Raw genomic sequence first — 18,141 nt, forward strand, 5'->3', positions numbered from 1 at the left:
CGTCGGCGGGTCAGCCCCGCTCGCGCAGCGTCACGGTCCGGGTCTCCCCGTCGGCGGTGGTGATCTGCGCACGCACCTCGGGGTGGGGGTCGGAGTCGTCCTCGATCGGCCACCAGGCGGCGAAGCGACCTTCGGCGAGACTCGCCTCGACCGGCCCTGCGCCGGTCTCGAGCACCACCCGTGTCACGTCCTCCCCGACGTCGCCGGCGACAGCCGTGGATCCCTCGGCCTGCCACCCGTTCTGCGGCATGGCCTCCTCGAACGTCGTGGCGACGAAGGTCGTCGAGACCTCGTGCGGCGCGAGCCGGGCGATCGGAGGCTCCTCCAGCGAGGTCATCCCGCCGATCGGCTCCTGCCCGTCCCTGAGGGTCGCGGTGCACAGCAGCTCGCGGCCCTGGTCGTCGGCGGCGAGGACCAGGGTGGTCGCCCCGCGACGCTCCTGCAGGACCGGTCGCAGCTCGGAGGACTCGACCTGCCACCACTGCTCGCACTGCTGCACCCCGGGAGCATCGGCGGGAACTGCCTCCCCCACCGGTGTCCAGGTCGCGGAAGCCGTCGTGGGCCGCAGGATGTCGACTCCGACCACGCCCGTCGTCACCATCAGCGTCGCCGCGGCGACGGCGACGAGCCCGGCGCGCCATCGCGCGCGTCGAGGACGGCCGACGAGCGGGCGGGCGCCGACGGCAGGACGGTCGCCGACAGACCGGTGATCGGAGCGGTCGCCGCCGTCGCGCGGGGTGGCGAGGATCCGGTGGAGATCCGCATCGGCCCGTGCGGGGCGTCCGTCGCCTGTCGGCGGAGCCGGATCGAGCGTCCGCAAGGTGTTCTCGAGCGTCGTGGTCTTCATGAGGTCGCCTCCCAGGCGGTGTCGGCAGGGCGTGCGGTGCGGTCGGCGGCGGTACGGGGGCTCGGCAGAGGGCCGCCCTCCACCAGGCGACGCAGCCGTCGCCGGGCGCGGGAGAGCCGCAGCCGGTAGGCGACCGGAGTGATGCCGAGAACTCGGGCGGCCTGCGTCGAGGTGAGACCGTCGAGCACGGTGAGGGCGATGACCTCCTGCTCCGTCTGGGTGAGGTGCGTCCAGGAGCGGCCGACATCGAGCCGCAGCGTCGCCGCGTCGTCGCTCACCTGCCCGGCTCGGGCGTCATGGCCCGCGAGCCGCACCCCGAGCGCGTCCCGGCGACGATCGCTGCGCCGCGAGTTGGCGAGCGTCCCCCGGGCGATTCCGAACAGCCAGGCCCGGGCGTCGCCGGGATCCTCGGGCAGGTCCTCGAGCCTGCGCCAGGCGACCAAGAAGGCCTCGGCGACGACGTCCTCCGCGCCCTCGCCCCCGTGTCGACGGCGGACGAAGCGGAGGACGTCGCCGTACGTGCCGTCGAACAGGGCGGTGAATCGCTGCTCGGGATCGGGACTCTGCGGTGTGCTCACATCCCTCTCCTGTCCGGCACCGGCACCGGTGTGTCGAAGCCCGACCCTAAGGCTGCGCCGCCCGCAACTTCTGTGACGCCACGACTCATGCCCGGGCGCGCATGAGTCCCCACGGCAGCAAAACCCTCCGCGACCGGGCGGCGAGAGCGACGGCCGGCCGACGGACGGCGTCACCCCGGCGGCGGAGCCGACCTCGTCGGAGCTCGCCCGGCACGACGACGCGCCGCGCCTCCCTTCAGGGAGACGCGGCGCGTCGTGGTGTGCGGCGGGGCCGCGGCCGTACGGGTCGAGCTCAGGCGCCCTGGTGACCGGCGAAGGTGTCGGGGTCCGGGCCCTGGCGGCCGGCGGCGCCCTTGTCGAGCGCGGCGATCTTCGCGAGCTCGTCGTCGGTGAGCGTGACCTCGAGGGAGGCGAGGTTCGCGGCGATCCGCTCGGGGGTGACGGACTTCGAGATCACCACGTTGCCGAGCGCGAGGTTCCAGGCGAGCAGCACCTGGGCGGCGCTCACGCCGTGCGCTTCGGCGACGGCGGTGACCACGGGGTCCTCGAGCTCGCCGCCGCCCTGGCCCAGCGGCGACCAGGCCTCGGTGACGATGCCCTTCTCGGCGTGGAAGGCGCGCAGCTCGGCGTTGCCGAGGTACGGGTGGACCTCGATCTGGTTCAGGACGGGCAGCACGCCGGTCTCGGCCTCGATCGTCTCGATGTCCTCGCGGCGGAAGTTCGAGACGCCGATGGAGCGGATCCGGCCCTGCTCCCTGAGCTCCACGAGCGCCTTCCAGGTCTCCAGGGCCAGGCCCTTGGAGGGGGCGGGCCAGTGGATGAGGTAGAGGTCGAGCTCGTCGAGGCCCAGGTCCTCCATGGTCGCGTCGAAGGAGCGCAGGGTCGCGTCGCGGCCCTGGTCCTGGTTGGGGACCTTAGAGGTCGCGAAGACCTCGTCGCGCGGGAGGCCGGCGGCCTTCAGGGCCTGGCCCACGCCGGCCTCGTTGTTGTAGCCGCGGGCGGTGTCGACGTGGCGGTAGCCGGCCTCGAGGGCCTTGACGACGACGTCGGCGGCGACCTCGTTCTCGACCTGCCACACGCCGTAGCCGAGCTGCGGGATGGAGCGGCCGTCGTGGAAGTCGATGCGGGGCGAGGTGGTCATGCTGCTCCTTGCTCTCGGGTCGCGGCGGACTCGACCGCCGCTGGACACTCCCACCAGGCTATCGCCAGCTCAGCTGCGGCACACTCCGAGGCTGAACGGTCGGGAGCCGGGGTCCTGCTCGAGCCAGCGGGCGAGCTCGGGCGGGTGGACGACGTGCTCGCCGAGCCGGTCCAGCGCCAGCCAGGCGGTGCCGGCCTGGCCGGGGTCCGGCTCGGTGCCCTCCCCGGGCTCCTGCCCCTCGGCCAGTCCGCACCAGTAGGCGACGTTGACCTGGTGGAACGGCGGGATCGGGGAGCCGTCGACCATGCGTCGGTCCATCATGATCTCGAACAGGCAGGCGGGCTGGTGCACCTCGACCTCGGCGCCGATCTCCTCGCGGCACTCGCGGACCATCGCCGCGGCCTGGTCCTCGCCGTGCTCCTGCCCGCCGCCGGGCAGGGCGAACACCTCCCGACCGTCCGGTTCCAGGTAGCGGTTCATCAGCACCTGCCCCTCGCGGACGATCAGGGCCTTCACTCCCAGCCTGGGGCTCCTCATGCGATCTCCTCCTCGTCCTCGGCCCGTCCCAGCAGCGCCTCGGCCCGTGCCCTCAGCGTCTCGGCGTCCTCGGCCTCGAGCAGCGCGGCGACCGCCTGCTCGTCCTGCAGCAGGGCCATCAGGCGCTGCAGGGCGGCGAGGTGCTCGCGCGCGTCGGTCAGCAGCGGCATGGCCAGTAGCTGCACCGGGACCTGGCCGCCGCCGGCCCCCATCTCCCCGAAGGCGACGGGGCGGGCGAGGGTCGCGAGCGCCAGGCCCGGGACGAGCACGTGCTCGGGGTCGGCGTGCGGGATCGCGGTGGGGATCGGGGTGGGCAGGCCCGTCGGGTAGCGCTGCTCGCGCGCCTGCAGCGCTTCGGGGAAGGCCTCGGTGACGGCGCCGTCGTCCAGCAGGTGCCCGGCGAGGGTGCGCAGCGCGTCGGCCGCGTCGGCCGCCTCGAGGCGGGCGAGGACGAGGCTCAGCGCGAGCGGTGCGCGGGGCGTGCGCGGATCTGTGCTCATGGTTCCTCCCGGACGGCGACCCCCTGATTCTGGCACCCGTCGGCGCTCGCCTGCGTACGCTGGGCTCGTTCCGTCCGGCGCGTCCCGCGCCGCCGCCCGCCAGGAGAGCCCATGCCCGCCCCTCGAGACACCGCCCTCGTGGTGCGCGCGGCGCGCCTCTATCACGAGCAGGGCCGCTCGCAGACGGAGGTGGCGAAGGAGCTGGGACTCTCCCGCTCGAACGTCTCGCGGATCCTCTCCCAGGCCCGGGAGCGCGGGATCGTCGAGATCACGATCCACGACCCCGACGGCCCGCCGCGCCGCGACGAGGCGCTCGAGGCGGCGCTGCGGGCGACGTTCTCGCTGCGGGAGGTGCATGTGGTCTCCGCGCCACGGGCCTCGGCGATGGAGTCGGTCGCGCGGCAGGGCGCGGCGCTGATCGCGGAGCGCGCGGGCCGGGTGCGCAGCCTCGGCGTCTCCTGGGGGCAGACCGTACAGAGCGTCGTCGCCGCCCTGGACTCCCTCCGCCCCCGACCGACGCCGACGGTGCTGCCGCTGGTGGGCGGGCACAGCGCCCTGGACCAGTTCGACTCCGGCGAGTCCGTGCTGCGGGTGCTCGCCTCCCGGCTCGGGGCGACGCCGCGGACGCTCTACGCCCCGGCGGTGCTGGAGTCCGCGACGGCGGTCGCGACGCTGCGGGCGGAGTCCTCGATCCGCACCGTGCTGGAGGCGGCCGCGCAGGTCGAGCTCGCGGTGGTGGGCATCGGCTCGCTCGGCGTGCACTCCTCCCCGCACGTGCTGGACCTGATGGCGCTCGGCGAGGAGGAGCGCGCGGCCTTCGAGGCGCAGCGCCCGGTGGGCGATGTGTGCGGCCGGTTCGTGGACGCCGAGGGGATCCCGCTCGGGGCGCCGACGGATCAGCGGGTGCTCGCGGTGACCTTCTCGGAGCTGCTGCGGATCCCGGAGGTCCTGGGCGTCGCGGCCGGGGAGGAGAAGGCGCCCGGGGTGGTGGGGGTGCTGCGCAGCGGCGCGATCGGCACCCTGGTGGTGGATGTCGACCTCGCCCGCGAGGTGCTCGCGCTCAGATCCCGCGCCTGATCAGATCCCGCCCTTGAGCACCCGCTCGAAGCGGGCGGTGAGCTCGGCGTCGACGGGCAGCTCGTGCTCGTCGAGGTGGGTGATCGGGGCGGCGAGGCGGGTGGAGGACAGCAGCCAGGCGCCGTCGGAGCCCTTCACGTCCTCGATGGTCATGAGCTCCTCGCCGGTGACGAGGCCCTGCTGCTCGCGCAGCCATGCGAAGAGGGTCGCGACGGCGGTGCCGGCGAGCACGCCGGCGCTCGCGGGGGTGGTGAGGAAGGTGTCGCCGCGGCGCACGAGCAGGGTGGAGGTGGGGCCCTCGAGCGCGAAGCCGTCGCTGGAGACGAAGAGGACGTCGGCGGCGCCGCGGCGCTTCGCCTCGCGCACCGCGGCCATGTTCACGGCGTAGCTGAGGGTCTTCGCGCCGGGCAGCAGCCAGGGGCTGGTGGCGGGGGCGGTGGTGGGAAGGCCCCGGTCCAGCACCGCGACGCGCATCCCGGCGCGGCAGGGGCCCCAGTCGTCGGAGACGCGGGCGTGGATCCAGCAGGTGGGGGTTCCCTCGCCCTCGATGCCGCGGGTGAGCATGACGCGCACGCTGAGCTCGGCGACGCTCTCGTGGGCGGCGATCGCGGCGTCGACCGCCTCGGCGAGCAGCGCCTGGTCGGGGGCGGGCAGGTCGATCATCTCGGCGCTGCGGGCGAGGCGGGCGAGGTGGGGGCCGACGTTGACGGGGCTGCCGTCGAAGGCGCCGATGGTCTCGAAGACGCCGTCGCCGCGGGTGGCGACGAGGTCGGTGACGGAGAGCTGCGGGACCGTGGGGTCGGCGAGGCGGTAGCCGGGTCCGCCATCGGCCGGTGCCCCGGTCGCGCCGGGGACGAGCACGAGCACCGGGGCGGGGGTACGGGGGCTGGTCGCGGTCATGTCACTGCTCCTTCACGGGGCCCGCCGGGGTGCGGAGCCGTCTCACCAGGGTAGACCTGCCGCGCCGACGGCTCAGCCCCAGCCGATCCCGTCGCCGATCGCCGAGGCGCCGCGCGGGCTCGGGGCGTCGCCGCCGGTGGCACCGCCGAGAATCTCCCCGATCATCGCCACGAGACGCTCGAACAGGGTGCCGGGCTCCTCGGCGCCGGGGGCGTCGAGCCGACCCGCGGGCAGCGCTCCAGCGGTCTGCGCCGGGCCGTCCGCGAGGCCCTGCAGGCCCAACGCACCACCGGCCGCGACGCTCTCACCGGCGCTCTCGCCGGCACCGCCGCCCGAGGCCTCCGCACCGCCGGCCCCCTCGGCGCCGCCACCGCCGGACCCGCCGCCCGACGACGACCCGCCGCCGGCACCGCCGCCGGACTCACCTTCGGCCCCACCGGACGCGGACTCCCCCGCACCGCTCGAGGCCCCGCCGGAACCACCAGTGCTCTCGGAGCCCGCGCCGGAGTCGCCGGCGCTCTCGGAGCCGGACTCGGCACCAGCACCCCCGCCGGCCTCCCCGCCGCCGGACCCCTCACCCAGACGCCCCTCCTCCCCGATCAGGTTCCCGAGCCCGCCGCCGGCGCCGAGCCCGGCCAGCAGCTCCTCGAGGAGCATGCCGAGGGCGAGTCCGCGCAGGACGAGATCGGCGAGCAGCCCGCCGAGCAGGCTCCCGAGGAAGGCGCCGAGCAGCGCGGCCCGCCCCTCGGGGGTGGCGAGCGCCTCGCGCAGCAAGTCGGCGAAGCGGCCCGCGGGCCCGCTCCCGCCGCCGAGCAGGTCCCGCAGCATCCCCTGCGCCATCCGCGCCATGTCCGCGAGGAACTCGCCGGGGCTCGACCAGGGGCCGCCGAAGCTGTCGGGGCTCGAGGCGGCCTCCTGCTCCTCGGCGTGCTGGGCGAGGCGTCGCGCCTGCTGGCGCAGCTCGAGGCCGCGGTCCTGGAGACCGGGGCGCACGCTCCCGGACCAGTCGGCGCGGAACCGCTCGGCGTCCTCCCCCACCCACTCGACGGTGTCGATCACCGCGGAGAGCCGCCCCTCGAGCTCGTCGAGCAGCTCCGCGCGCCGGGCGCAGACCGCGCCCATCGTCCGCAGGGCCTCGGCGTCCGCCCCCCAGAATCCGTTCATGCCTCCCCGTTCCCCTCGCCGTCCCCGTGTCGCAGTCCCCGCCTCGTGCCTCCCCGGGCACGCCCCCGAACCTATGCGGCCCGGGGCTCCCACCGCCATGGGGAGGACTCCCCATCCCGGCCGCGACCAGCGGGGTCGCCGCCCGGGCTCACTCGCCGGCGGCGAGCTCCCGCACCCAGTCCGGGACCCGGTCCGCGCCCACCCGCCCCACGAGCGCGCGGGCGTAGTCCGCGTCGATGCCGCCGAGCCCGTCGAGGTCGCCCGGGTCCCGGTCGTAGACGAGGTCGACGCCGAGCGCGATCCGGTCGGGGTCCTCGGGCGGTCGTGTGGCGTCCAGGCGCAGGGACACGAAGGCCTGGCGCTGCTCGGCGGTGCAGTGCTGGAGCGCGTCCAGCAGCAGGGTGATCTGCGAGTCGACGGCGAAGACGCTGTCCCCTCCGCGGGAGGTCCCGTCGCGGTCGGTGATGACGAAGCGCCCGGCCCACTCCTCGCCGTGCGGGAGGAAGGCCGCGCCCACGTGCCGCCACTGCTCGGTGAGGTCGAGCGAGCTCAGCAGCGCGGTCGCGAGATCCCGGGTCAGGGCGCCCTGGCGCTCCATCGGCGAGGGCGCCGACGGGCGCTGCGCTGCCGGGTCCTGCGGGGTGGGCGGCTGGCTCATGGTGCTCCTTCTCGCGTCGACGTCCCCGCTCAGCGGGGGAAGGTCGCGCCCTCAGGGTAGTTGGGCAGGTGGTCCTCGACGATCTGCTCGCCGTCCTCGTGGAGGCGCACGTCGTAGCCGGAGGGGACGTACTCCCAGGGCGCGCTGTCGTGCTCGGGGCCGACGTCGGCCGGCTGCTCCTCGCCCCACCGGATGCGGGTCTCGTAGGAGTAGGAGCGGTCCTCGTCGGAGATCCCGTCGGCCATCAGGCTCTCGTAGGTGTAGATGGTGTCCTGGCCGCTGCGGGCCTGGTTCACCTCGTCCCACTGGCGGGTGTAGTTGATCTCCTCGCGGATCCCGCCGAGCTGCCGGGCCAGGACGTGCCCGGCGTTGAACTCGACCGGCTCGGAGGTGCCGTCCCCGCTCATGTCCCAGCGCTCGGCGATCGTGGACTGGATCGCCTGGGAGCGGGCCATCTCGCGGTCGACGACGACGTCGGGCACGTACAGGTGCTCGGTGCGGCCCAGCTCGTCGGTGCGGTAGTAGGCCTGCTCGTTGACGTGATAGGTCGCCTCCGGCAGGGTCTCGCGCAGGTTCGGGTTCATCGTCTCGCCGCCGCCCTCGGCCTCGACGTACTCGATCCGTCCCTCGTCGTCGGTGTAGTAGGTGCCGTGCTCGCCGACGTCGTAGCGGGTGTCGGGCTCGAGCGTGATCGGCGTGCCGTCCTCGTCGAGGCCGAAGGGCTCGTCCGCGCCGTCGGGGGCGAGGGCGTGGTCCGCGTCGACCTCGATGCGGTGCGCGGTCTCGGGCGGGGCGAGCTCCATGCCCGTCTCCGGGAAGGCGAGCGGGCTCTCCCCGACGGCGGCGGAGGCGTCGGCGGCGCCGAGCGGCGCATGCGCCGCCATCAGCCGGATCCCGCCCTCGGCCCCCGGCAGCGGTCCCTCGGAGAGGCCCCCGGCCAGGCCCGGCGGCGGAGCCGCCCCTGCGCCGCCCGGGACGCCCGGGCCACCCGGGCCGCCCGACGCCCCGTCCTGCTCCTCGGCCTGCCCGGCGAGCTCCGCCGCCTCGCCGCGCAGCGCGCCGATGCGGGCGTGCAGCCCGGTGCGCACGTGACCGGCCCAGTCGGCGCGGAAGGCGTCGGCGTCCGGGCCCTGCCAGCGCGCGCCGCCGACGATCCCGTCGAGCTGCGCGGTCAGCTGTTCGAGCCGCCCCGCACCGCCGCCGACGGCGCGGCCGAGGGCGCGCAGCGCCTCGGTGTCGGCCCCCAGGAATCCCGCCATGTCGTTCCCCGCTCCCCCGCCGCTCCCCTGGTCGCCCTCACGCTAGGGACGGGGGTCGGGGGCGGGAATGGGGAGTTCTCCCCATCGTGCGCGGCGAGGCGAGATGTTCGCCCTGCGGTCACCTGGGCGTCATCGCGCGCCCGGCTCAGCCGCCGTGGACGGCGAGCACGAGGCCGTGCTCGCGCCAGCCCAGGTGCATCTCGAGCGGGTCCCCGTCGGTCTCGACCTCCATCGGGTCCACGCGGGTGCCGAGCGCGGCGCCGCGCAGGTCGGCGAGCGCGAGCGCATCGTCCGCCTCCCCCGCGGCGGGGGCGACGAGCTCCGCCTCGGGCACGTCCTCGACCATGCCGAGGATCGCGGCGAAGAGGTGGGCGTCCATGAGCTGCTCGGCGGCGTCGGTGCGCGCGGTCTCCGTGTCGTCCTCCGCGGGGCCGCGGGAGGAGAGCTCGGCAAGGGTCGCCTCGAGCGCATCGGTGAAGAGGCCCAGGTAGGTGGGCAGGTCCGGGGCGGCGAGCTGCAGGGCGAGGTCCTCGCCGATGCCGTAGACCGCACCGGGGGTCCCGTTCTCGTCGAGGGTCAGCACCACGGCGGTGTCCGGGGTCTCGTAGAGGGGGTAGTAGCTGGTCGCCTCGCCCAGCAGCGTGTACGGGCCGACGTCGGTGCGGTTCTCGACCAGCAGGGTCAGCACAGGCAGGTCGCGCAGGGTGATCCCGCCGAGCTCGTCGACGAGCTGCTCGAGGGCGGGCGGCGGATCGGCGGCGACCTCCTCCTCGGTGACGGCGAGGCCGGGCACCATGGCGACGTCCTGCTCGTGGACGGTGACGAGGGAGGCCAGGCGGTCCAGGACCGGGCGCAGCGGGGCGATCGGCAGCACCTCGGCGCCGTCGGGCCAGGGCAGGGAGGTGTTCATCGGCGTGCTCACCCGCCCAGTCTGTCACGCGCCGCCGGGCCGGATCCTGCTCTCGAGCGCGTCGATGTACAGGTCACCGGCCTGGGACTGGGCGATCAGCTCCCGCGCGGCGGGCACCGAGTCCCAGGTGTTCCACAACAGCACGCCCTCGACCACGCCCTCGTCGAGGTAGTGGACCACCGCGGCCCGTTGCTCCTCGTCCCACAGCGAGGGACCCGCTGTCCACCACGGTAAGCCCGTCCCCGGATGTGCGCCATCTCCCGCGGGGCGGATGGGCCCTGCCGCACCGCGCCCGCGCGTGCTTGGATGAGCGGGCACACCCGTCAGGACCGGAGGTCACCCCATGGGACGCGAGATCGGCAGCACCGAGTACACCCGTTCCCAGCGCACCCGCTATCGGCGGGAGCTGCGCCGGAATCTCGACCTCTTCGAGACCTTCCTGGACACGGCCGAGTTCGTGGACGAGGGGACGGTGGGCGTCGAGCTGGAGATGAACCTCGCCGACCGCGACTCGATGGCCCCGGCGCTGATCGCGGACACCCTGCTGGAGGACCTCGACGACGAGCAGTACGTCCACGAGATCGGACGGTTCAACCTCGAGGCGAACCTCCCGGTGACCCATCCGGAGGGGACCGGGCTGCGCGAGCTGGAGACGGCGCTCGGCGCCGCCGTCGACCGGGCCGACGCGGCGGCGCAGGCCCGCGGGGCGCGCGTGGTGCCCGTCGGCCATCTGCCCACGATCTCCGAGGATCTCTTCGCCGACGAGGCGTGGCGCGCCCCGGGTGCCCGCTACGAGGCGCTGGAGTCCAGCGTGATGGAGGCCCGCGGCGAGGAGATCACCCTGCGGATCGAGGGCGAGGGCCGGGGTGTGGACACCACCTTCGACTCGATCGCGCCGGAGAGCGCGTGCACCTCGATGCAGCTGCACCTGCAGGTGCCGCCGGAGCAGTTCGCGGCCGCCTGGAACGCGGCGCAGGCGATCGCCGGACCGCAGGTCGCGCTCGCCGCGAACTCCCCGTTCCTGCTGGGCAGGCGGCTGTGGCACGAGACCCGCATCCCCACCTTCGTGCAGGCCCTGGACACACGCCCGCCCGAGTACGCGGCGCAGGGGGTGCGGCCGCGGGTGTGGTTCGGGGAGCGCTGGATCACCTCGATGTTCGACCTCTTCGAGGAGAACGTGCGGCTGTTCCCGGCGCTGATCCCCGAGTCGCGGGAGATGGCGGAGGAGCCGCTGCTGACCGAGGGCCACTCCCCCCGCCTGCACGAGCTGATGCTCCACAACGGCACGGTGTGGCGCTGGAACCGGCCGATCTACGATCCCGGCACGGACGTGCCCCACCTGCGACTGGAGAACCGTCTGCTGCCGGCCGGCCCGACCGCCGCGGACATGGCCGCGAACGCCGCGTTCTTCTACGGCATCGTTCGCTCGCTGGTGCACGAGCGCCGGCCGCTGTGGTCGCGGATGAGCTTCGAGCAGGCCGACGAGTCCTTCCAGCAGTGCGCGCGCTGGGGCCTGGAGGCACGGGTGCGCTGGCCGAAGGTGGGCCGGGTGCGGGTCGCGGACCTGCTCCAGGAGCACCTGATCCCGCAGGCGATGCAGGGGCTGCGCGAGCTCGGCGCCGACGCGCAGGTGATCGCCCGCTACCAGGAGATCCTCACCGAGCGCGCCCGCACGGGCCGCAACGGCGCCCGCTGGCAGATCGACACCGTCACCTCGCTCGAGCTGCGCGGCGGCACCCGCGAGCAGGCGCTCGCGGAGATGACCCGCCGCTATCGCGCCGCCGTCGACTCGGGCGAGCCGGTGCACGCCTGGCAGGTCCCGGCCCGACAGCGGGGCTGACGGCCGGGACGACCACCAGGCGTCCACATCTCGGACGCCCGTCTCACAGGGCAGTACAGTGCTCCCATGAGCACCCAGACCCCGTCCCCCGCGCCCGCGAGCACCGCGCGCGCGTCGGAGGACCGCTCCGCGCGCATCGCGGTGACGATCTTCCCCGCCCTGATCCTCGTCGCCGCGGCGATCGGCTTCTTCGCCCCGCCCGTCGGCCAGGCCCTCGCGCCGTTCACGAGCATCTACCTGGGCATCATCATGTTCGCGATGGGGCTGACACTCACCCTCCCGGACTTCAGGCTGGTCGTGCGCCGCCCGCTGCCGGTGCTCATCGGCGTGGTCGCCCAGTACGTGATCATGCCGCTGATCGGGCTCGGGGTCTCGCTGCTGCTGCAGCTGCCGCCCGAGCTGGCCGTCGGCGTGATCCTCGTCGGCTGCGCCCCCGGCGGCACCAGCTCGAACGTGATCTGCTATCTCGCCAAGGCGGACACCGCCCTGTCGGTGACCATGACCTCGATCTCGACGCTGCTCGCCCCGCTGTTCACCCCGCTGCTGACCCTGTGGCTCGCCGGCTCGTACCTCCCCGTGGACGCGGGCTCGATGGCGCTGTCGATCGTGCAGATGGTGCTGATCCCCGTGGTCGGCGGCCTCGTGATCCGTCTGATCGCCGGGAAGCTCGTGGACCGGGTCCTGCCGGCCCTGCCGTGGGTCTCCGTCGCCGGCATCTCGCTGGTCGTGGTCTCCGTGGTCTCCGGCTCGACCGAGGCGATCGTCTCCGCCGGCGCGATCGTGCTGCTGGCCGTGGTGCTGCACAACGGGCTCGGCTACCTGCTGGGCTACTGGGCCGCCCGCCTGCTGCGCCAGGGCGAGCGCGCCGCGCGCACCACCTCCGTCGAGGTCGGGATGCAGAACTCGGGCCTCGCCGCGACGCTCGCCGCCGCATCGTTCAGCCCGGCCGCCGCGCTGCCGGCCGCGATCTTCTCGATCTGGCACAACCTCTCCGGCGCGGTGCTGGCGATGTACTACCGCCGCAGCGCCGATCGCCACCAGGTCGACCCGGCCTGATCCACGGGCGGGTCGAGCGTCTCAGCGCGACTCGTCCCGCAGGTCCTTCGGCAGCGTCGCCCGTGCGCTGCCGGTGCGGGCCGGCAGCGTCCCGGCATCGGGCGCCGTGTCGAGCTCGACCTCCTCGACGTCCTCGTAGATGTCGCTCATGACCGGCACCTCGGAGGTGTACGTCGGCTCGACGACGTAGTCGTCGGTGTCGAACTCGTCGTCCTCCTCGCGCCGCTCGTACTCCTCCGGCGGCAGCACCTGCGCCCATTCGCGGGTGCGGATCTGCGGCAGCTCGCCCGCGTCCTCCCGCAGCGCGCGCAGCAGGGCGTACATCTGGAACCAGCCCATGACGAAGAACGGCAGGCCGACCAGGATGATCGTGGACTGCAGTGCGGTCAGCCCGTCCTCGCCGGAGAACACCAGCAGCGTCGCGGTGATCAGCCCGATCGCGACGCCCCAGAAGATGCGCTGGCCGAGCGGGTTGTAGTCCTCGTGGCCGTTGGCCATCGAGTCGGTGACCAGGGCCGCGGAGTCCACGGAGGTGACGAAGAAGATCACCACCACGATGATCGCGATCACCGAGACGAAGAACGCGGCCGGGTAGTTGTCCAGGAACGCGAACAGCGCGCCGGGGATGTCCCCGTCGCCCACGACGCGGTCCACGAGCCCGCCCTCGCCGCGCAGCTCGATGTCGAAGCTCGCGTAGCCGAAGATCCCGAACCAGATCACGGAGAAACCGGCCGGCACCGCGAGCACGCCGGAGACGAACTGGCGGATGGTGCGGCCCCTGGAGATGCGGGCGATGAAGATGCCCACGAAGGGCGACCAGGTGATGGTCCAGGCCCAGTAGAAGACGGTCCAGGTGTTCTGCCAGCCGGAGTCGGCCTGGGTGTCGTTCCACAGCGCCAGCTCAGGCAGGGCGACGAGATAGTTGCCGAAGGACTCCAGGGTCCCCTTCAGGATGAACAGGGTCGAGCCGCCGGCGACCAGCACGAACAGCAGCAGCAGCACGGCCATGACGATGTTGAGGTTGGAGAGGACCTTGATCCCCTTCTCCAGGCCGAGGGACACGGAGATCAGCGCCAGCCCGCTGACCACGCCGATGATGACGAGGTTCCAGACCGCGTTCTCCGGGACCCCGAACAGCTGGTTGAGGCCGCCGTTGATCTGCAGGGTGCCCAGGCCCACCGAGACCGCGACGCCGAAGACGGTGCCGATGATCGCGATGATGTCGATGATCTTGCCGATCGGCCCGTGAATGCCCTCGCCGAGCAGCGGCTGGAAGACCGAGCTCACGCGCGGGGGCAGGTTCCGCTTGTGGATGAAGTAGGCGAAGCACAGGGCGGGCAGGGTGAAGATCGCCCAGGTGTGCAGCGTGAAGTGGTAGTACGTGAAGTTCATGGCGTCCCGGGCGGCGGCCCAGGTGCCGGCCTCGAGGCCGAGCTCGGTGGCGCGCGGCGGGTCGCCGAAGTGGCTGATCGGCTCGGCGACGCCCCAGAACATCAGGATCGAGCCGATCCCGGCGGCGAAGAGCATCGCGAACCAGGCCGTGCCGGAGTGCTCGGGCGGCTCATCGTCGGGGCCGAGCTTGACGCGGCCGAAGCGACCGGCCGCGATGAAGATCAGGAACGCCAGGAACACGGTGACGCCCAGGATGTAGAACCATCCGAGGTTGGTCATCAGCCATTGCGAGGCGCTGTCGGTCGCCGCCCCCATCGGCTCGGTGAAGGCGATCGTGGCGATCACGAAGGCGAAGATGATCGCCGCCGAGCCGAAGAAGATCGCGGGGGAAGTGCGCAGTCGCAGCGCGTCGTGGAGTCTCGTCAGCACTGTGCTCGTCTCCTCGTCGGACGGCACCGTCGCTCGGATCTCGCTCGTCGGTCGTGCCGCCGCAGGGTGGGCTGGTCGTCGGACGCTCACCAGTATGTCGGAGCCTCGGCCCTCGGGGGGCGCGCTCCCGCGGGATCCTCGGCCTCAGGTCCGACGGGGAGTCCTCCCCATCGCGCCCTGCCCGACCCCGGGATAGCGTGGTCCACGACGCTCCCCGGAGAGGTGGAGGACCTTCATGAGCACCCCGTACGGCATGCCGCCGACCCCTCCGACCGGAGCGCCCCCGCTCCCGCCGGCGAAGAGCCGGACCCCGCTGTACATCGCGCTGGCCTGCGGCTGCGTGCTCGTGCTGCTCCTCGTCCTCGGCGGCGCCGGCCTCGGCTTCTATCTCCTCGGCCAGGACGGCGGCGAGGAGCCGACGTCGCCCCCGAGTTCGATCGTGGACCCTCCCCCGAGCGAGGACCCCTCCGACGATCCGACCGACGACCCGAGCTCGCCCACCTCGGAGGCGCCCACCGAGATCGAGACCGACCAGCCGGTGGACAAGCCCACCGAGGGCCCGTCGGCCGATGCCACCTCGCCGAGCGACGAGATCTTCACGCTGACGGTCTCGAAGCCCGAGGAGGGGACCACCCTCGAGCTGGGCGGTGAGACGAAGACACCGGAGAACGACAAGTTCATCGGCGTGGCGGTGACGATCGAGAACAGCAGCTCGACGTCCATCGGGCTCGACACCGACCGCTTCCGCCTCTACGACGACTCCGGCGCGGAGATCGACATCCGCTACGGCGCCTTCACGACCACCGGCCCGGAGATCCCGGCCGGCGAGGAGGCGGAGGCGCAGCTGTACGCCGACGTCCCCGAGGACACGGTGCTCGCGGAGATCAGCTACACCGACGAGGTCGGCACCGGCGGCAGCGAGTTCCGCGTCCCCGTCGGCGGCTGAGAGCGCACCACCGTCACCACCAGCACCGTGAGCGCCGCGGCGACGGCGAGCACCGTCACCGCCACGATCAGCGGCTCGCTGCGCAGCAGCTGCGGGATGAGCCGCACGGGCACCAGCGCAGCGAAGGCGAAGGCGATGAGGGTTCCGAGATAGGAGCCGACCATGAAGCCGCGGTGCATCTCGACGCTCCCGCTGCGGATGCCGACGATCGCCGCGACGAGGCAGACGAGGGTCCAGATGGACAGCCCGTGCAGCCAGCTGAACCCTCCGTCGCGGATCCAGAAGCTCGAGACGCACGTGACCACCATCGCCGCCGCCCACACGCCGCCGAGGATCCGGTGGGCGCGGTCGCGGCGCCGACGGAGGATCTGGAAGGGCCCGAGCAGCAGGACGACGAGGGCGGAGACGGCGTGGAGGGTGATCACTGGCGTGAGAGCGTCCATGCACGAGACGATAGTGCCGCTATCCACACCGGCGCCATCAAGATAGTCGCTGGTCGGCGCACTATCCGAGGGGAGGACGGGTCATGCTCATGCACGAGCTCGCGGAGGCGACGGGGGTCTCCGCCGCCTCGATCAAGTACTACCGGCGCGAGGGGCTGCTGCCGCCGGGCGAGAGGATCACGACGACCCGGCAGGACTACGGCCGCGCCCATGTCGAGCGCCTCGAGCTGATCCAGGTGCTGCGCGAGGTCGCCGGCGCCCCGATCGCGCGGATCGCACGGGTGACGGCCCTGCTCGACGATCCCGACGTCCCGCTGATCGAGGTGCTCGCCGAGTCGCAGACCCTCGCCCTGGGCCTCGAGGATCCGACCGACGAGGAGAGCGCAGCGGGCGGGGCGGACGGGGCGAAGGCGGCGGGAGGCGAGCATCCCTCGATCGCCCCGCTGCTCGCCCACCTCGGCTGGCCGGACGTCGACTCCGCCCCGCGCCGTGCGCTGGACCGGCTGCTGCGCTCCCTGGAGGAGTGGGAGGCGCCGACGGATCTCGGGATGCTGCTGCGCTATGCGGAGCCGATGGCGCAGATCGCCCGTTCGGACGTGGACTGGATGAGCACCGGGGCAGGGCCTGTCGAGGCAGGGCCGGCGGGGGCCGGGCCGTCCGTCTCGCAGGATGTGGCGGTGATGCGCGCGGTGGCGGGCGCGATCGCCTTCGACCGACTGGTCCGACTGCTGCGTCTGCTGGGGCACGCGAGCTTCTCGATCCTCGATGCGATGCAGGTCAGCGAGGACCCCGGGCCGCCCGGACCCCCGATTACCAGGGAATGAACAGCCTCGGCACAGTGCTTTTTCCGGCAGCGCGTGTTCACTGTTCTCAACGCGTCACCGGAGGACCCGCTGACTGAGGAGGAGGCGGGATCCGCTGATCCGGGACGCGGGGGAAAGGGATGGCCCCGGCTCGTGGGGACGAGCCGGGGCACTTTCCTGTCCGGGGGCCTACCGCTCCGGCGTCGCCCTCGCCGGGGGCGCTCTCAGCGCCGCAGGTCGATGCCGAAGACGCGTCGGATCTGCGCGACGGCGTGCCGGGTGAAGCGGCGGTCCGAGGGGGTCGAGGCGAAGGGCAGCACGAGCCCGGGATGGTCGGGATGCGTGACGCGGCCGTGCGTCGCCCCGGGGGTGATGACGAACCCCGCCTGCTGCATGCGGCCCAGCAGCTCGCGGCGCGAGGTGGGGTGGCGCGTGCCCTGCCCGCCGCGGGTGGAGGGGCCGGCGGCGTCCTCGGCGATGTCGAGGGCGGGCTCGTACTCGTCAGGGCGCACGCTGAGCGCGTAGCGGGCGGAGAACAGGCCGATCACGGCGTTGTCCGCGCGGCGCACCTGCACGACGAGATCGCCGCGGAGGAAGTGGTCGCTGGTCCCGGCGTCGGCGCTCCAGGCGTCCTCGGGGTCGGCGACGGCCTGCACGATCCGCTCGCCGTCGGCCCTGGTCACGCCGACGGCGCGGATGTCCTCGTCGCGGATCCGCAGGGGCCGGGGCAGGGGTCGGGGATCGTCCGCGTCGAGCGTGTGCACGGCATCACTCGGAGCGGCCGACGCGGCCCGGGGCAGCTGGACCGTCCGGGCCCGTCGGCGCGGCAGCGGGGCGGAGGGCAAGTCAGCCGGCTCGGGCCGCGCGGCCGGCTCGGGTCGGCGCCCCGGCACGGCGGTCCAGTCCACGGGCCGCACGGAGCGGGCGGGGTCCTTGCGTCCGGCAAGCGCCTTCGGGCTCGGGACGGGTCGCTCGGGCCTGCTCGTCATCGGTCCCTCCTCCGCATGCTCGTCATCGCCCACCGGCCTGGCTCCCCCGATGGTGCCACGAGGGCACCGGTCCGCTAGCGTGTCGCCCGTCTCGTCCCGTCCTGCCGTGAGGATCCCCGTGGCCGTCACCGTCGCCCGCCGTTCCCGCTCCGCACGCCTCGCCGCCGTGCTGGCCGCCGTGCTCCTCGCCGCCGGGTGCAGCGGCTCCCCCGAGGAGCAGAGCTCCTCCCCCGCCGCCCAGGGCACGACCGCCGAGGAGCCCGCCGCCTCGGACGGGGACGGCTCCGCCGGGGGTGCCTCCGGCGAGGGCGGGAAGACCGCGGGCGTCGTGCCGCAGGAGTCCTACGAGGTCACGCCCGCTCCGGAGGGCTTCGTCCCGCCGGAGCCCTGCACGGGCGAGGGCGCCTTCTACGCGGAGCTGGGAGGGGAGGCGAACCCCGGCCTGCCCGAGCGCGGCGGGGAGCCCCTCACCGTCTCCCTCGAGAGCATCGAGGGCGACAGCGCACAGCTCATGGCGCAGGTCGGCGACAGCCCCGCCCGGGAGATCGGACCGATCACCCTGGGCGAGACCGTCGCCGTGGACCTGTGGACCCTCTCGGTGACGAGCGTGTGCGCCGACACCGAGCAGGTCGAGTTCGACCTCATCGACTGAGGCGCGACCTCCGCGCCAGG

General features: G+C 73.6%; 20 protein-coding genes. 6 read left to right on the plus strand and 14 right to left on the minus strand.

The features are described 5' to 3' along the window. Positions 1-10: 10 nt before the first annotated feature. The 5 genes from Y09_RS08495 to Y09_RS08515 all read right to left on the minus strand — a co-directional run bounded on the left by Y09_RS08495 (position 11) and on the right by Y09_RS08515 (position 3,603). Positions 11-847, minus strand: a complete 837-nt coding sequence (locus Y09_RS08495) for a hypothetical protein (RefSeq protein ID WP_053917323.1) — start codon at positions 845-847, stop codon at positions 11-13. After that, positions 844-1,425: an RNA polymerase sigma factor gene (locus Y09_RS08500; protein WP_053917324.1), complete on the minus strand. Its 582-nt coding sequence runs from the start codon at positions 1,423-1,425 to the stop codon at positions 844-846. Before Y09_RS08500 ends, Y09_RS08495 begins: the two co-directional genes overlap by 4 nt. A 292-nt stretch (positions 1,426-1,717) precedes the next feature. Beyond that, complete coding sequence (locus Y09_RS08505) at positions 1,718-2,566, minus strand: aldo/keto reductase (protein ID WP_053917325.1); 849 nt, start codon at positions 2,564-2,566, stop codon at positions 1,718-1,720. A 69-nt stretch (positions 2,567-2,635) separates the two neighbouring features. Beyond that, positions 2,636-3,103 (minus strand): NUDIX domain-containing protein, encoded by a 468-nt coding sequence (locus Y09_RS08510; protein ID WP_053917326.1) that lies wholly within the window; start codon positions 3,101-3,103, stop codon positions 2,636-2,638. Next, on the minus strand, positions 3,100-3,603 hold the full coding sequence (locus Y09_RS08515; protein WP_053917327.1) for a PTS sugar transporter subunit IIA: 504 nt from the start codon (positions 3,601-3,603) through the stop codon (positions 3,100-3,102). The genes Y09_RS08510 and Y09_RS08515 overlap by 4 nt, the downstream gene beginning before the upstream one ends. Positions 3,604-3,714: 111 nt before the next feature. Here Y09_RS08515 and Y09_RS08520 point away from each other — a divergent pair, with 111 nt between their 5' ends. Continuing rightward, positions 3,715-4,680, plus strand: coding sequence for a sugar-binding transcriptional regulator (locus Y09_RS08520; RefSeq protein WP_053917328.1), 966 nt, complete (start codon positions 3,715-3,717; stop codon positions 4,678-4,680). On the opposite strand, the gene Y09_RS08525 is transcribed toward Y09_RS08520, so the two are convergent. The 6 genes from Y09_RS08525 to Y09_RS16840 form a co-directional block, all read right to left on the minus strand. Continuing rightward, on the minus strand, positions 4,681-5,580 hold the full coding sequence (locus Y09_RS08525; RefSeq protein ID WP_053917329.1) for an aminodeoxychorismate lyase: 900 nt from the start codon (positions 5,578-5,580) through the stop codon (positions 4,681-4,683). A 72-nt stretch (positions 5,581-5,652) separates the two neighbouring features. Continuing rightward, the gene (locus Y09_RS08530) at positions 5,653-6,744 is read right to left on the minus strand and encodes a hypothetical protein (protein ID WP_053917330.1); all 1,092 of its coding nucleotides are present in this window, start codon (positions 6,742-6,744) and stop codon (positions 5,653-5,655) included. Between the two features lie 148 nt (positions 6,745-6,892). After that, positions 6,893-7,402, minus strand: coding sequence for a hypothetical protein (locus tag Y09_RS08535; RefSeq protein WP_053917331.1), 510 nt, complete (start codon positions 7,400-7,402; stop codon positions 6,893-6,895). A 29-nt stretch (positions 7,403-7,431) separates the two neighbouring features. Next, positions 7,432-8,661 carry a DNA/RNA non-specific endonuclease gene (locus Y09_RS08540; protein ID WP_053917332.1) on the minus strand — a complete coding sequence of 410 codons (1,230 nt, stop codon included), beginning with the start codon at positions 8,659-8,661 and terminating at the stop codon, positions 7,432-7,434. A 145-nt stretch (positions 8,662-8,806) separates the two neighbouring features. Further along, positions 8,807-9,583 (minus strand): hypothetical protein, encoded by a 777-nt coding sequence (locus Y09_RS08545; RefSeq protein WP_224765295.1) that lies wholly within the window; start codon positions 9,581-9,583, stop codon positions 8,807-8,809. Between the two features lie 12 nt (positions 9,584-9,595). After that, a complete protein-coding gene (locus Y09_RS16840) occupies positions 9,596-9,751 on the minus strand; it encodes a hypothetical protein (RefSeq protein ID WP_200716779.1) in 156 nt (51 codons plus the stop codon). Between the two features lie 163 nt (positions 9,752-9,914). On the opposite strand from Y09_RS16840, the gene Y09_RS08550 reads away from it, so the two are divergent. Beyond that, positions 9,915-11,411, plus strand: coding sequence for a hypothetical protein (locus Y09_RS08550; protein ID WP_053917333.1), 1,497 nt, complete (start codon positions 9,915-9,917; stop codon positions 11,409-11,411). Between the two features lie 66 nt (positions 11,412-11,477). Further along, complete coding sequence (locus Y09_RS08555) at positions 11,478-12,467, plus strand: bile acid:sodium symporter family protein (protein WP_053917334.1); 990 nt, start codon at positions 11,478-11,480, stop codon at positions 12,465-12,467. Positions 12,468-12,488: 21 nt separating this feature from the next. On the opposite strand, the gene Y09_RS08560 is transcribed toward Y09_RS08555, so the two are convergent. Then, positions 12,489-14,288: a BCCT family transporter gene (locus tag Y09_RS08560; RefSeq protein ID WP_053917335.1), complete on the minus strand. Its 1,800-nt coding sequence runs from the start codon at positions 14,286-14,288 to the stop codon at positions 12,489-12,491. A gap of 235 nt (positions 14,289-14,523) precedes the next feature. Between Y09_RS08560 and Y09_RS08565 the strand changes: the two genes are divergently transcribed. Further along, positions 14,524-15,234: a DUF4352 domain-containing protein gene (locus tag Y09_RS08565; RefSeq protein WP_053917336.1), complete on the plus strand. Its 711-nt coding sequence runs from the start codon at positions 14,524-14,526 to the stop codon at positions 15,232-15,234. Here Y09_RS08565 and Y09_RS08570 read toward each other — a convergent pair. After that, positions 15,177-15,677: a DUF2306 domain-containing protein gene (locus Y09_RS08570; RefSeq protein ID WP_053917337.1), complete on the minus strand. Its 501-nt coding sequence runs from the start codon at positions 15,675-15,677 to the stop codon at positions 15,177-15,179. The genes Y09_RS08565 and Y09_RS08570 overlap by 58 nt on opposite strands. 83 nt (positions 15,678-15,760) lie before the next feature. On the opposite strand from Y09_RS08570, the gene Y09_RS08575 reads away from it, so the two are divergent. After that, positions 15,761-16,501 carry a MerR family transcriptional regulator gene (locus Y09_RS08575; RefSeq protein WP_053917338.1) on the plus strand — a complete coding sequence of 247 codons (741 nt, stop codon included), beginning with the start codon at positions 15,761-15,763 and terminating at the stop codon, positions 16,499-16,501. A 203-nt stretch (positions 16,502-16,704) separates the two neighbouring features. Here the strand turns inward: Y09_RS08575 and Y09_RS08580 are convergent, their stop codons facing one another. Further along, positions 16,705-17,469, minus strand: coding sequence for a hypothetical protein (locus Y09_RS08580; protein WP_053917339.1), 765 nt, complete (start codon positions 17,467-17,469; stop codon positions 16,705-16,707). A gap of 106 nt (positions 17,470-17,575) precedes the next feature. On the opposite strand from Y09_RS08580, the gene Y09_RS08585 reads away from it, so the two are divergent. Next, a complete protein-coding gene (locus tag Y09_RS08585) occupies positions 17,576-18,121 on the plus strand; it encodes a hypothetical protein (RefSeq protein ID WP_234695675.1) in 546 nt (181 codons plus the stop codon). Positions 18,122-18,141 lie beyond the last annotated feature (20 nt).

Origin of the sequence: Brachybacterium sp. SW0106-09, from assembly GCF_001293905.1 — a bacterium.
GTDB classification, from domain to species: Bacteria; Actinomycetota; Actinomycetes; order Actinomycetales; family Dermabacteraceae; genus Brachybacterium; species Brachybacterium conglomeratum.

Excerpts from the sequence above, each read along its gene's own strand:
- Y09_RS08510 (WP_053917326.1), bottom strand. The coding sequence starts at position 3,103 with ATGAGGAGCCCCAGGCTGGGAGTGAAGGCCCTGATCGTCCGCGAGGGG.
- Y09_RS08520 (WP_053917328.1), top strand. The coding sequence starts at position 3,715 with ATGCCCGCCCCTCGAGACACCGCCCTCGTGGTGCGCGCGGCGCGCCTC.
- Y09_RS08575 (WP_053917338.1), top strand. The coding sequence starts at position 15,761 with ATGCTCATGCACGAGCTCGCGGAGGCGACGGGGGTCTCCGCCGCCTCG.
- Y09_RS08555 (WP_053917334.1), top strand. The coding sequence starts at position 11,478 with ATGAGCACCCAGACCCCGTCCCCCGCGCCCGCGAGCACCGCGCGCGCG.
- Y09_RS08540 (WP_053917332.1), bottom strand. The coding sequence starts at position 8,661 with ATGGCGGGATTCCTGGGGGCCGACACCGAGGCGCTGCGCGCCCTCGGC.
- Y09_RS08580 (WP_053917339.1), bottom strand. The coding sequence starts at position 17,469 with ATGACGAGCAGGCCCGAGCGACCCGTCCCGAGCCCGAAGGCGCTTGCC.
- Y09_RS08530 (WP_053917330.1), bottom strand. The coding sequence starts at position 6,744 with ATGAACGGATTCTGGGGGGCGGACGCCGAGGCCCTGCGGACGATGGGC.
- Y09_RS08570 (WP_053917337.1), bottom strand. The coding sequence starts at position 15,677 with ATGGACGCTCTCACGCCAGTGATCACCCTCCACGCCGTCTCCGCCCTC.
- Y09_RS08535 (WP_053917331.1), bottom strand. The coding sequence starts at position 7,402 with ATGAGCCAGCCGCCCACCCCGCAGGACCCGGCAGCGCAGCGCCCGTCG.
- Y09_RS08565 (WP_053917336.1), top strand. The coding sequence starts at position 14,524 with ATGAGCACCCCGTACGGCATGCCGCCGACCCCTCCGACCGGAGCGCCC.
- Y09_RS08515 (WP_053917327.1), bottom strand. The coding sequence starts at position 3,603 with ATGAGCACAGATCCGCGCACGCCCCGCGCACCGCTCGCGCTGAGCCTC.
- Y09_RS08495 (WP_053917323.1), bottom strand. The coding sequence starts at position 847 with ATGAAGACCACGACGCTCGAGAACACCTTGCGGACGCTCGATCCGGCT.
- Y09_RS08525 (WP_053917329.1), bottom strand. The coding sequence starts at position 5,580 with ATGACCGCGACCAGCCCCCGTACCCCCGCCCCGGTGCTCGTGCTCGTC.
- Y09_RS08550 (WP_053917333.1), top strand. The coding sequence starts at position 9,915 with ATGGGACGCGAGATCGGCAGCACCGAGTACACCCGTTCCCAGCGCACC.
- Y09_RS08505 (WP_053917325.1), bottom strand. The coding sequence starts at position 2,566 with ATGACCACCTCGCCCCGCATCGACTTCCACGACGGCCGCTCCATCCCG.